We start from the raw sequence: 13,089 nt of genomic DNA, 5'->3' as shown, positions 1-13,089 counted from the left end.
CCCTTGTTTTGCCAGAGACTAGAAAGGAAAAGTTGCGGCGGCAAGCAGGAAATGTGCAGCGCGGCAATTTCAAACAATTGTGTTGAAAGCACTCACTGAAAATCGAAAACGCTCAAGCCCGTCACCATTTCATCCAGCCCCAGCGGCCGCGTCAATGGAGCCTCCGCCCGCGACAGACAGCCCTGCCGCTCACACAGCCGACAGGATGGGCCGATGGCGATGGTACCGGCCTTGATGCCAACGACATCGCCGTAAATAGTCTCTTTCGCCAGCGCCGCATCGCAGGCGACCATAATGGCCGTGCGACGAATGCGCTCTCCAAACCCCGCCTGCGGCCCATCCAGCGAGCGGGCGATGGTGAGATAAGCCCCGCCATCCGGCATCTCCACCTGTTCGACCAGCACCTGCCCCGGCTGGGAAAAAGCGGCGTGGACGTTGAGCTTGACGCACTGCCCACCGAACTTTGCCTGCGGAAAGCCTTGTGCGCCCGCCTTGCGAAATCGGTTTCCGGCGCTGTCGATTTCCATCAGAAAAAACGGAATGCCGGAAGCACCGGGACGCGCCAGCGTGACGAGACGGTTCGCCACCTGCTCGAACGACACATTGAAGCGCCCGCGTAGGATATCGATGTCGTAGCGCGCCCGCTGGGCAGCGCTGAGAAACGCACCGTAGGGCATCATCAGCGCATGGGCGGCGTAACGGGCAAGCTCGAAACGGGCGATGCGCTTGGCCTCTTCACCTGATAGCGCCAGCGCTTGCAGTTCTGCACCAATCTCCTCCGTCAGCGCCAGAAGACAGGCCTCCATCGCCATTTCGCGCAACTGGTCCTGCGGCGACAGGCGCTCGGATAGAAACAGCCGCATGGAGTGCCGGTCATAACGTCGGCGCAGGTTTGGCATGGCGTGGACGGGCATGGAGCGCACGACGATGCCGTGGTTTTTCTGAAGCCAGCTTTTCAGCGCCTGCGCCAAGTCGTCACCGGGCGACAGCGCCGCATGAAAAGCTTCCGCCGCCACATCCAGCTGCGCGAAATGTGCCGCACGCCGCTCGAAGATTTCCCTGACTTCGTCGATCGGCAGGCGGGTGGCCGACAGTGTTGTCTGGTGCCCTTCCCGCGCCAGAAGGTCTGACAGATCGCTCAGGCGCTGTGCCTGCTCCTTATAAGCACGATAAAGCTTGGTGATGCCGCTGGCCGCATTGGGTGCCGCTTCCGCCACCTCGACCAGTTCCTGCCCCGATGGCACCTCGCCCGCCAGCAGCGGATCGGCAAAGACTTCCCGCAACTGGCTGGCAATGCCGCCGCTTTCGCCCTGCAAATCGTCCAGATCGACCTTATAAACGGAGCTCAGTTTCAACAGCAGCTGGACGGTCAGCGGGCGCTGATTGCGCTCGATGAGATTGAGATAGGACGGCGAGATCGACAGCGCCTCGGCCATGGCCGTCTGCGTCAGACCCAACCCGTTACGCACACGCCGGACGCGCGGCCCTGCAAATATCTTGGCCTCCACCAGACCTCCTCCCTTTACAAAATCCACACAAAATTAGTCGTGCACGACTTTTACAAAATTTACAATTTTACAACTCCACCCTGTCAAAGGCGATACAGCATGACCTCTTTCAAGTCACTGATTTTCCTTTTTATCTGGCGTAAAAATTATCGAAACTGTAAATTCAGTCACATCGGATCACACATCATATTGGAGTAACGATGTGTGGAGGGATTTTCGGTTCTGACAAGGGAGAGAGACATGACTGATTTTTACAAGCTGGTTCCGGGCGCACCCAGAGGCCGTTACGATGGCATTGAGCGCACTTACACAACAACGGACGTTGAGAGGTTGCGCGGCTCCGTCGAAATCCGTCATTCGCTGGCGGAAATGGGCGCGAACCGATTGTGGAAGCTGATCAACGAGGAAAGCTACATCAATGCGCTCGGCGCGCTTTCCGGCAATCAGGCCATGCAGATGGTTCGCGCCGGTCTGAAGGCGATCTATCTCTCGGGCTGGCAGGTTGCGGCAGACGCCAACACGGCATCGGCGATGTACCCGGATCAATCGCTTTACCCGGCCAATGCAGCGCCTGAACTGGCGAAGCGCATCAACAAGACCTTGCAGCGCGCCGACCAGATCGAGACTGCCGAAGGCAAGGGCCTGTCCGTCGACACATGGTTTGCACCCATCGTTGCCGATGCGGAAGCCGGCTTCGGTGGCCCGCTGAATGCGTTCGAAATCATGAAGGCCTTTATCGAGGCCGGGGCTGCGGGTGTTCATTATGAAGACCAGTTGGCATCTGAAAAGAAATGCGGCCATCTGGGCGGCAAGGTTCTGATCCCGACAGCGGCGCATATCCGCAACCTGACGGCGGCGCGTTTGGCCGCAGACGTCATGGGCACGCCGACGCTGGTCATAGCCCGCACCGATGCGGAAGCCGCAAAGCTTCTGACGTCTGATATCGATGAGCGCGACCAGCCCTTCGTGGATTACGATGCCGGGCGCACGGTCGAGGGCTTCTACCCGGTCAAAAACGGGCTGGAACCGTGCATTGCCCGCGCCAACGCCTATGCGCCCTATTGCGATCTCATCTGGTGCGAAACATCCAAGCCGGATCTGGAACAGGCCAAGCGCTTTGCGGAAGGCGTGCACAAGGTGCATCCGGGCAAGAAGCTGGCATACAATTGCTCGCCTTCGTTCAACTGGAAGAAACACTTGGATGATGCGACGATTGCCAAGTTCCAGCGCGAACTCGGTGCCATGGGCTACAAGTTCCAGTTCATCACACTTGCCGGTTTCCACCAACTCAACTACGGCATGTTCGAACTGGCACGCGGCTATAAGGACCGGCAGATGGCAGCCTATTCGGAGCTTCAGGAAGCGGAATTCGCCGCCGAAATCAACGGCTACACCGCCACCAAGCACCAGCGCGAAGTCGGCACCGGCTATTTCGATGCGGTCTCCGTCGCCATATCCGGCGGCACCTCATCCACCACGGCGATGAAGGAATCGACCGAACACGACCAGTTCCGCCCCGCTGCGGAATGACAAGCATGTCGCGCAAAAGTGTGCCGCGGTTTTGCGATAACGACATGCGACAAACGAGACACCAGCTTCAAGCCCATTGAACGGAGGAAAACCAATGGCTTCGATTTCGAGAGTTAAGGAACGCACCGAGGAGCAGTCCTCATCCATGAGCCAGGATCAGCAAAGCGCCATCCGCATGCTGGCAAACGACCTGCACCGCCTCAACCAGGCGGTCATGAATGCGGTCGAGGCCGGTGTATCGGTAGAGCTCGTCCGCTCCGCCCGCCACCATGGCGGTGATGGCAACTGGGGCGATCTGCTGATCCCTGTCATCGTCGCGCAGGGTAAGGCTGCGGCTTGACCCCAATCTCAAACCGGGCGGTTGTGCCGTCCGGCGAAGAGATCGGAATGCCCCTTGATCAGCTTCACCATGCGATCCGCCACCGTCCTGATGTCACGACGGTGGCGGTCTTCGTTGTTCATGACGATCCATTGCTTGTGGCGCAGTTCCTCGATGACCTCACCCTCGCGCACCAGTCGCGCCTCCGCATCGCCGATGAAACAGGGCAACACTGCCACGCCTGCGCCAGCCAGTGCCAGGTCCAGCAAGGCCGTTGGGCGGTTGACCGTGACCACGATGTTTCCGACCCTGTTTTCGTGCGGCCAACGCAGATAGGCGGAAATCGCGCTGTCGGTGGAAACGGCTACCCAGCGATCACGGATGGAGGCTGCGGCATTGCGCAATCGATAGGCCGCATAGGCAACGTCACCGGTTTTGATGGCGGCGAGATTGCGTTCTTCCGGCTCGAACGCGCGGATGCCAATATCGTTTTCGCGGTGGGCCAGGCTGGCACGTTGTTCCGCCACAAAGAGATCGACACGGAAATCATCGCGCTCGCTGCAAATGGCTGAAAAGTTGGTGGTGAGTAGATGGGTGTTCCAAGTGCCTGCGGCAATGCGCACCAGTGACGAAGCCGCCCCGGATTTGCGCCAGCCGTCGATATTGCGGGCCGCGTCTTCCATGGCCTGAAGTTGATCGAGCAACGCACGACCATCGGCGGTCAGCAGGTAACCGGTCTGGCTGCGAAGGAAGAGGGATTTGCCGAGCGTCTGCTCCAGCTCCAGCATCCGCCGTCCGATCGTCGCTGCACTGAGGCCCGACGTTGTGGTCGCGCCGGTGAGGCCACCGCTGCGGGCGACATCAAGGAAAATCTGAAATGCATCCCAACCGAGGTTTTTCATCAGTGAAAAACATAGGGCATTCTTGGCTGCATATAAATCAAAAAATATCGCTCATGCTTGAGCCTCAAATACGGAGGCATTTATGCAAGAGCTTTATTCGGCACTGGCTTTGTTGAAGATTACCCGTCCCGACACGCCCCGAAACGCGCGAGAGGAGGAGGACAGGTTTTATGCAGAGGCGGCGCAGGCGTCAGCGCCTTGGCGATGTGCCAAAGCTGTCATCATATTTTGCGGCTATGCGATGAAAAACTTAGTGCAACAGCACGAGAAACGCAGCAATCGCACCCGCCGAAATCATGGTCAGGCGGAAGGCATAGACGGCGGTGTCATTGGCGGTGCGAGCAATTGCGATGGCGCGGGCGGGTTTTCTGGACATCATCATGAGCGGCTTCCTGAACGAGAAACATAACCGATCGATGCCGGGTTCCGGCGTCCAGCGGGACATCATGTATCAACTTGCGTTGTGCTGGCATTCGATCAGCATGACTCCGCGTCTCTTAATAAGGCATTAAGATGTCGAGGCTTTACACAGATTCCCCGGCGGCGTGGCCGGATGCCCATGCCCACTGGAAATTATAGCCACCTAGCCAGCCCGTCACGTCAACGCATTCGCCGATGAAATAGAGGCCCGGCACGGTTTTGGCCTGCATGGATTTGGAGTCGAGATGGGTGGTATCGACGCCGCCGAGCGTGACTTCCGCAGTGCGATATCCTTCCGAACCGGAGGGCTTTATGGACCACTCCTGCACTGCGGCAGTCAGCGCCGATAATGTCTTGTCGGACATATCGCCAATGTTGCCGGTAACCCCTGCCCGCTCCACCACATGCTGCGCCAGTCGCTTGGGCAGGATTTCGCCCAGTGCGGTTTGAGCAGACTGGCGACCGTTGGTCTTTTTCACCGCTTTCAGATGGCCGATAATGTCCAGATCGGGCTCCATCTTCAGGCTGATCTCATCACCCTCGCGCCAGTAGGATGATATCTGCAAAATGGATGGGCCGCTTAGCCCTCGGTGCGTGAACAGCAGCGCCTCATTGAACGAGGTTTTGCCAAGGGAAATTTCGGCTGGAACGGCGATGCCGGAGAGAGCCGAGAGCTTTTCAAGCTGCGTTGGCTCCAGCGCCAAAGGCACGAGGCCGGGGCGCGTTTCGATGATGCCGAGGCCGAATTGTTCGCCAATACGATAGGCGAAGCCGGTCGCGCCCATTTTCGGAATGGATTTTCCACCGGTCGCCAGCACCAGACTTTCCGTTTCGATGATGCTGGATGAAGTCGCAACACGAAAGCCACCAGTCGGAATGGCTTCCACCGAAGCAATCTCCGTTTGCAACCTGAGCTTCACGCCCACGGCCTGCATTTCCGCCAGCAGCATGCGGATAATGTCCTTGGCGCTGTCATCGCAGAACAATTGGCCAAGCGTCTTTTCGTGAAACGGGATTCGGTGCTTTTCGACAAGGGCAATGAAGTCGCGCGGCGTGTAACGGGCCAAGGCGGATTTGGCGAAATGCGGATTGCTCGAGAGGTAATTCTTCGGGGCCGCATGGACATTGGTAAAGTTGCAGCGACCACCACCGGAAATGCGGATTTTCTCGCCCGGTGCCTTGGCGTGATCGATGATGATGACGGAACGGCCACGCTGACCGGCACGGATGGCGCACATCATGCCAGCGGCGCCTGCGCCTAAAATCAGCACGTTACATTTTTCCGTCATGGAGTTTCCCTAGTTTCAGTGTACTTCCTCTTTTCGAAGTCAGGTCTGTTGTCAATGGCGCTTCCCCCCTCGCCAATTGCCAAAGTCTGACTATGATAGTGCCAATCGAAACACAAAGCCGGTGATTTATGCCTCCCAAGAAAACCATGCTCCATCCGAAAAAACCGGCAAACATGGCGAAGAAAATACAAGTTGACGTCTCTCCGACACGCGGTTGCTCTACATGGCGCGAAGCCGCGCAGTGGCTGAAAGCCCGCGGCATCGAGGACATCGAATGCATTACCCCGGACCTTGCAGGCGTTCCCCGCGGCAAGATGATGCCGACTTCCAAATTCACCGGCGATACATCGCTGGCGCTTCCATCCGCGCTTTATCGCCACACGATTTCTGGCGAATACCCGGATGAGACGGCAAACTTCCGTTATGAACCGCGCGATAGCGACCTGAAGCTGGTGCCCGATCTTTCCACGCTTTGCGTCGTGCCGTGGGAGAGCGACCCTACCGCACAGGTCATCTGCGATGTCGTGGATCAGGAAGGCAAGTTCGTTCCCTATACGCCGCGCAACGTGCTGCGAAACGTGCTTGATCTCTACAAGGACAAGGGCTGGAAGCCGGTCGTTGCTCCGGAAATCGAGTTCTATCTCGTGGCCATGAATGACGACCCGGATTACCCGCTGCATCCGCCAAAGGGGCGTTCCGGCCGCTCCATCGTTGGCGGGCAGAGCTATTCTATTGCCGGTATCAACGAATTCGACGAATTAATCGACGATATCTATCACTTCTCGGAAAAGCAGGGTCTGGAGATCGACACGCTGATCCACGAAGAAGGTCCGGCGCAGCTGGAAATCAACCTTCGCCATGGCGATCCCATCGAGCTTGCCGATCAGGTGTTCCTGTTCAAGCGCACGATCCGCGAGGCGGCACTTAAACACGGTATCTATGCCACCTTCATGGCCAAACCCATGCAGGGCATGCCCGGTTCTGCCATGCATATTCACCAGTCGGTGGTGGATATCGAGACCGGCGATAACGTGTTTTCCAACAAGGATGGCAGCCCGTCGAAAGAGTTCTTCTCCTTCGTCGGCGGCATGCAGCGTTATGTGCCGAATGCACTGGTCATGCTGGCACCTTACGTGAACTCCTACCGCCGCCTGACGCCTGACATGGCCTGCCCGGTCAACAATGCCTGGGGTTACGACAACCGCACGACGGCGTTTCGCGTGCCGATATCAGGCCCTTCGGCACGGCGCGTGGAAAACCGCCTGCCAAGTTCCGATGCGAACCCGTATCTCGCCATCGCGGCGTCACTCGCCTGCGGCTGGCTTGGCATTATGAACAATATAGAACCGACCGAACCGACCTATGAGACGGCGAACGAAGGCTCAATCGAGTTGCCACGCGGTCTTTTGGAAGCCGTGGCACTGCTGGAAGGCGAACCGCAGCTGGAGCGTGTCTTTGGGCACGAATTCGTCGGCCTCTACGCCGGTTTGAAGCGTGGCGAGTTCGAGACCTTCATGCAGGTGATCAGCCCGTGGGAACGGGAATTCCTGCTGTTGAACGTGTGAGGGCATACCCATGACATGGCAAAGCCCGATAGCGCCCGGCATGTCCTGGTATCAGGACAGTCTGAGCGAGCGGCCCGAATATGCGGCGATGGATGGTTCGCGCACGGTGGACGTGGCCATCATCGGCGGTGGCTTTACCGGCTTACAGGCGGCCTATAATCTGGCCAAGGCTGGCGTTTCTGTTGCGCTTGTCGAAGGTTACAGGTTTGGCGACGGCGCATCCGGTCGCAATGGCGGCCAGTTCGGCACCGGCCAGCGCGCGTGGCCGGATGATCTGGAAAAGGACATCGGCTTTGAGCGCTCCAAGGCGCTGTTCGACATTGCCGAGAGCGCCAAACACTATGTGCTGGACTTCGCCCGCGAGCACGCTATCGACATGGAGTTTCTGCCGGGCCAGTTGAACGTTCTGCACAAGGCGTCCTACGAGAGGGACTATCGCAAAAGCGTCGAGGCGATGCGCAGTCGTTATGGCTATAGCCACGTTTCCTTCATGGAGAAGGCTGAAACGGCGCAGCGGCTGGGCTCCGACCATTATCATTTCGGCGTGCGCGACACCGGCACCGGCCATATTCATCCGCTGAAACTCGTCATTGGGCTGGCGAAGGCAGCGAAGGCGGCTGGTGCGCAGATCTTCGAAATGACGCCGGCCAAATCCATTGCGCAGTCGGGCGGCAAGACGCTGATCAAAACGTCGTCCGGCACCATCACCTCCAACCGTGTGTTGATCGCCACCAATGCCCATATCGGCAATCTGGAGCCGGTCACGGCAGCGCATGTCATGCCGATCCGCTCCTTCATCGGCGCGACCGTGCCGCTGGATGATTTTCCTGATATCATTCCGGGGAAAGAAGCGGTTGCCGACAGCCGTTTCGTGGTGCGCTACTTCCGCAAGACGCCCGATAACCGGCTGCTGTTTGGCGGGCGCGAGGCCTATACGGCGGATTCGCCGCGAGACATTTCCAAACACATCCGCAAGCAGATTGCGGAGATATATCCGGCCTTGAATGCCATCGAGATGACCCATGCCTGGGGTGGATCGGTGGGCATTACGCTGACGCGCCAGCCCTTCGTGCGAGAAGTGATGCCGGGTGTAATGTCCATCGGTGGCTATTCCGGCCATGGCGTGATGCTGGCGAATTATTGCGGCAAGCTTTATGCGGATATGGTCGTTGCCAAGGATAAGGCACTGGACCAGTTCGCCTCACTGGATGTCCCGTCGTTTCCGGGCGGCACCACGTTGCGCGCACCCCTGCTGTTTCTGGCGCTTTCATGGTACGCATTGCGCGACAGGTTTTAATTGAGCGTTTGGAGCAGATGTTCGTGAGACATCCTCATAGTGAACAGAAACAACGGCTTGCACGCAAAATTCATAAATTCTTACAACACGTCTGGCATTTTTAAATCGATTAGATTATGGATGCCCTCAACATGGAAAGATCGAGAGAATCGGTATGAGCAGTCAAATCATTCCAGTAGAGCCCTTCGATTGCGTCGTCTTCGGCGGCACTGGCGATCTGGCCGAGCGCAAGCTTCTGCCAGCCCTTTACCACCGCCAGGTGGAAAACCAGCTGTCTGAACCGACACGCATCATTGGCGCCTCCCGTTCGGTCATGACCCATGAGGAATATCGCAAATTCGCACAGGATGCCCTGAAAGAGCATCTCAAGAAGGGCGAATATGACGATGAACAGGTCGCAAAATTCTGCGCCCGCCTGTTCTACATTCCCGTCGATGCCAAGTCCGATGGCGGCTGGGACAAGTTGAAGAAGCTGCTGGACGAAGGCAAGGATCGCATCCGCGCCTTTTATCTCGCCGTTGCACCCGGCATTTTCGGCGATATCGCCTTCAAGATCCGCGATCACAAGCTCATCACCAAATCCACCCGTATCGTCGTGGAAAAGCCGATCGGCCGCGATCTCGCCTCTGCGCTGGAACTCAACGACACGCTGGGCAATGTCTTCAAGGAAGAGCAAATCTTCCGTATCGACCACTATCTCGGCAAGGAAACCGTGCAGAACCTGATGGTTCTGCGGTTTGCCAATGCGCTCTACGAGCCGCTGTGGAATTCCGCCCATATCGACCACGTGCAGATCACGGTTGCCGAATCCGTCGGTCTGGAAGGCCGCGCCGGATATTACGACAAGGCCGGCGCGCTGCGCGACATGGTGCAGAACCACATTCTGCAATTGCTGTGCCTTGTTGCGATGGAGCCTCCCTCCTCCATGGATGCGGAAGCGGTGCGTGACGAGAAGGTCAAGGTTCTGCGTTCGCTGAAGCTGATCGATGAATCCAATGTCGAGAAGCTGACGGTGCGCGGTCAGTACCGCGCGGGTGCCTCTGCCGGTGGTCCTGTGAAAGGCTATCTGGAAGAGCTGGAAGGCGGCGTTTCCAACACCGAAACCTTCGTTGCCATCAAAGCGGAGATCGCCAACTGGCGCTGGGCGGGCGTGCCGTTCTACATCCGCACAGGCAAGCGTCTTGCGACCCGCGTTTCCGAGATCGTCGTTACATTCAAGCAGATCCCGCATTCGATCTTTGACGATGCGGCTGGCAAGGTCGAGGCCAATAAGCTGGTCATTCGCCTGCAGCCGGATGAGGGCGTCAAGCAGTCTCTTCTCATCAAGGACCCAGGTCCAGGCGGCATGCGCCTGCGTCAGGTTTCGCTGGATATGAGCTTTGCACAGGCCTTCAACGTGCGCAGCCCCGATGCCTATGAGCGTCTGTTGATGGACACCATCCGCTCCAATCAGGCCCTGTTCATGCGCCGCGACGAAGTGGAAGCAGCATGGAAATGGGTCGATCCTATTCTGAAAAGCTGGGAAGCCGTGGGCCAGGGCGTTCAGGGTTACACCTCAGGCACATGGGGCCCAAGCGGTTCGATCGCACTGATCGAACGCGATGGCCGCACATGGCACGAAGCCGATTAAGGGGGATATGCAGATGATTGGGCAGGAGCATATCTTCGCAAACGGCCAGGAACTGGCAGAAACACTGGCAAAGGACGTCGCCAAGCGTCTTGAAGACGCGGTTTCCGAGCGCGGCACGGCAAGCATCGCCGTCTCTGGCGGCTCGACACCGAAGCGCTTCTTTCAGGAGCTTTCGAAACACGAGCTAGACTGGAAGAACATCAGCGTGACGCTGGTGGACGAACGTTTCGTGCCGCCGGAAAGCGATCGTTCCAACCACAAGCTGGTGGCCGACAATCTGTTGCAGAACGCCGCGACCTACGCATATTTCGTGCCGCTCTACCAGTTCTTCGCCACCACGGAAGATGCCGCAACGCTGGCAACCGTCAAGACGGAAGCGATCTGCGATCCCTTCGATGTCGTCATTTTGGGCATGGGCACGGATGGCCATACTGCCTCGTTCTTCCCCGGCGGCGACAATCTCGAAGAGGCACTCGATCTGGATGAGGACCGCGCCGTGCTGCCGATGACGGCTGAAACTGCGGGTGAAGATCGCTTGACCTTCAATCTTTCCGCCCTCCACGATGCCCGTTTTCTGGTGCTGCATATCGAAGGTGCGGCCAAGAAAGAGACGCTCGATCAGGCGAAGTCCGATCTGGACGAGGAAGAGATGCCCATCCGGGCCGTCCTCAACCGCGCGGAATCGCCGGTGAATATCTACTGGGCGCCCTAAGGCCCGGGCTTTAAACAGCAACATGATCATTGGCCCGGCTTTCCCAAGCGTCTGGCCGATGATCTACAGAAGGACAGGATGAACGCCCATGGCTGCCGACCCGCGCATTCAGGCTATCACGGCCCGTATCGTCGAGCGCTCGAAACCTTACCGCGAGATTTATCTCGAAAGGCTTCGGCTTCAGGTGACTAAGGGTGTGCATCGCTCAGTTCTTTCCTGCGCCAATCTGGCGCACGGCTTTGCGGTCTGTTCCCCCGCCGACAAGGACATCCTTGCCGGCGACCGGGTCGGAAATCTCGGCATCATCACGTCCTATAACGACATGCTCTCGGCGCATCAGCCCTTTGAGGTTTACCCGAACCTGATCCGTGAGGCCGCCAAGGAAGCTGGCGGCATTGCACAGGTGGCAGGTGCGGTTCCCGCCATGTGTGATGGCGTGACGCAAGGACAGCCGGGCATGGAGCTGTCGCTGTTTTCACGCGATGCAATCGCCATGGCAGCGGGCATCGGCCTGTCGCACAATATGTTCGATGCTGCACTGTTCCTCGGCGTCTGCGACAAGATTGTACCGGGTCTGGTGATCGCGGCGCTGTCCTTCGGTCATCTGCCCTCGATCTTCATTCCGGCGGGGCCGATGACGTCGGGCTTGCCGAATGACGAGAAGTCGCGCATTCGCCAGCTCTATGCCGAAGGCAAGGTTGGGCGCGCCGAACTGCTGGAAGCCGAATCCAAATCCTACCACGGCCCCGGCACCTGCACCTTCTACGGCACCGCCAATTCCAACCAGATGCTGATGGAAATCATGGGCTTTCACATGCCCGGCTCCTCCTTCATCAACCCCAACACGCCATTGCGCGATGCGATGACGCGTGAGGCCACCAAGCGGGCGTTGGCGATTACCGCGCAGGGCAACGAGTTTACGCCCGCGGGCGAGATGATCGACGAGCGCTCCGTGGTCAACGGCGTCGTTGGTCTGCACGCTACGGGTGGCTCCACCAATCACACGATGCACCTCATCGCCATGGCGCGAGCCGCTGGCATCGTGCTGACATGGCAGGACATCTCCGATCTGTCAGACGTTGTGCCGCTTCTGGCCCGTGTCTATCCGAACGGTATGGCGGATGTGAACCACTTTCACGCAGCAGGCGGCATGGGCTTCCTCATCAAGCAGCTTTTGAAGCAGGGTCTCGTGCATGATGACGTGCGCACCGTGTTCGGCCATGGGCTTGAAGCCTACACTATCGAGCCGACACTGGATGAAGACGGTGCGATAGCCCGCACCGCCGCGCCGGAAGTCAGCCATGACCCGAAGGTTCTCGCTGGCATTGAAACGCCGTTCCAGCCAACCGGTGGCGTAAAGATGCTGAGCGGCAATCTCGGCAAGGCCGTCATCAAGATTTCTGCGGTCAAGCCAGAGCGCCATATCATCGAGGCCCCGGCCATCATCTTCCACGATCAGGACAGCCTCCAGGCCGCCTTCAAGGAAGGCAAGCTGAACCGGGACTTCGTTGCTGTCGTTCGTTTCCAAGGCCCGAAGGCCAATGGCATGCCCGAATTGCACCAGCTGACGCCACCGCTTGGCGTGTTGCAGGATCGTGGCTTCAACGTGGCGCTGGTCACCGATGGTCGTATGTCCGGTGCATCCGGCAAGGTCCCAGCCGCCATCCACGTCACGCCTGAAGCGGTGGATTGCGGCCCGATCTCGCTCATCCGCGATGGCGATATCGTCCGTCTTGACGCCATTTCCGGCACGTTGGAAATTCTGGTTTCGGCTGCCGAACTGTCCAAGCGCGAACCTGCCACGGCAGATCTTTCCGGCAACGAATGGGGCATGGGCCGCGAACTTTTCGCCCCCTTCCGCCGCAGCGTCGGTGCCGCAGATCACGGCGCGAGCGTGTTTTCGCATTGAGCGACAGC

General features: G+C 58.5%; 11 protein-coding genes. 7 read left to right on the top strand and 4 right to left on the bottom strand.

Features of this window, described 5'->3' with window-relative positions:
* Positions 1 to 92: 92 nt before the first annotated feature.
* Complete coding sequence (locus HRR99_RS02045) at positions 93 to 1,511, bottom strand: helix-turn-helix domain-containing protein (RefSeq protein ID WP_233123543.1); 1,419 nt, start codon at positions 1,509 to 1,511, stop codon at positions 93 to 95.
* Positions 1,512 to 1,748: 237 nt separating this feature from the next.
* Between HRR99_RS02045 and aceA the strand changes: the two genes are divergently transcribed.
* The gene (gene aceA / locus HRR99_RS02040) at positions 1,749 to 3,038 is read left to right on the top strand and encodes an isocitrate lyase (protein ID WP_233122569.1); all 1,290 of its coding nucleotides are present in this window, start codon (positions 1,749 to 1,751) and stop codon (positions 3,036 to 3,038) included.
* A gap of 94 nt (positions 3,039 to 3,132) precedes the next feature.
* Positions 3,133 to 3,378, top strand: a complete 246-nt coding sequence (locus HRR99_RS02035; RefSeq protein ID WP_045229770.1) for an SMc00767 family acetate metabolism repressor — start codon at positions 3,133 to 3,135, stop codon at positions 3,376 to 3,378.
* Positions 3,379 to 3,386: 8 nt separating this feature from the next.
* On the opposite strand, the gene HRR99_RS02030 is transcribed toward HRR99_RS02035, so the two are convergent.
* From HRR99_RS02030 to HRR99_RS02025, 3 genes are all read right to left on the bottom strand, one after another.
* Positions 3,387 to 4,259, bottom strand: coding sequence for a LysR family transcriptional regulator (locus tag HRR99_RS02030; protein ID WP_233122568.1), 873 nt, complete (start codon positions 4,257 to 4,259; stop codon positions 3,387 to 3,389).
* A gap of 250 nt (positions 4,260 to 4,509) precedes the next feature.
* The gene (locus tag HRR99_RS23145) at positions 4,510 to 4,641 is read right to left on the bottom strand and encodes a hypothetical protein (protein WP_277877893.1); all 132 of its coding nucleotides are present in this window, start codon (positions 4,639 to 4,641) and stop codon (positions 4,510 to 4,512) included.
* Positions 4,642 to 4,783: 142 nt separating this feature from the next.
* Positions 4,784 to 5,968, bottom strand: coding sequence for a BaiN/RdsA family NAD(P)/FAD-dependent oxidoreductase (locus tag HRR99_RS02025; RefSeq protein WP_233122567.1), 1,185 nt, complete (start codon positions 5,966 to 5,968; stop codon positions 4,784 to 4,786).
* Positions 5,969 to 6,096: 128 nt separating this feature from the next.
* Here HRR99_RS02025 and HRR99_RS02020 point away from each other — a divergent pair, with 128 nt between their 5' ends.
* The 5 genes from HRR99_RS02020 (at position 6,097) to edd (ending at position 13,081) form a co-directional block, all read left to right on the top strand.
* On the top strand, positions 6,097 to 7,533 hold the full coding sequence (locus HRR99_RS02020) for a glutamine synthetase family protein (RefSeq protein ID WP_111840895.1): 1,437 nt from the start codon (positions 6,097 to 6,099) through the stop codon (positions 7,531 to 7,533).
* A gap of 10 nt (positions 7,534 to 7,543) precedes the next feature.
* The gene (locus tag HRR99_RS02015; protein ID WP_233122566.1) at positions 7,544 to 8,830 is read left to right on the top strand and encodes an NAD(P)/FAD-dependent oxidoreductase; all 1,287 of its coding nucleotides are present in this window, start codon (positions 7,544 to 7,546) and stop codon (positions 8,828 to 8,830) included.
* A gap of 154 nt (positions 8,831 to 8,984) precedes the next feature.
* Entirely contained in the window at positions 8,985 to 10,460 is a 1,476-nt protein-coding gene (gene zwf, locus HRR99_RS02010; protein WP_045229777.1) for a glucose-6-phosphate dehydrogenase, read from the top strand.
* A gap of 13 nt (positions 10,461 to 10,473) precedes the next feature.
* Positions 10,474 to 11,172, top strand: coding sequence for a 6-phosphogluconolactonase (gene pgl, locus HRR99_RS02005; RefSeq protein WP_233122565.1), 699 nt, complete (start codon positions 10,474 to 10,476; stop codon positions 11,170 to 11,172).
* Between the two features lie 88 nt (positions 11,173 to 11,260).
* Positions 11,261 to 13,081 (top strand): phosphogluconate dehydratase, encoded by a 1,821-nt coding sequence (gene edd, locus HRR99_RS02000; RefSeq protein ID WP_233122564.1) that lies wholly within the window; start codon positions 11,261 to 11,263, stop codon positions 13,079 to 13,081.
* Positions 13,082 to 13,089 lie beyond the last annotated feature (8 nt).

Source organism: Agrobacterium vaccinii, from assembly GCF_021310995.1.
Lineage (GTDB): Bacteria > Pseudomonadota > Alphaproteobacteria > Rhizobiales > Rhizobiaceae > Agrobacterium > Agrobacterium vaccinii.
This window is presented reverse-complemented; position numbering and strand designations above follow the sequence as displayed.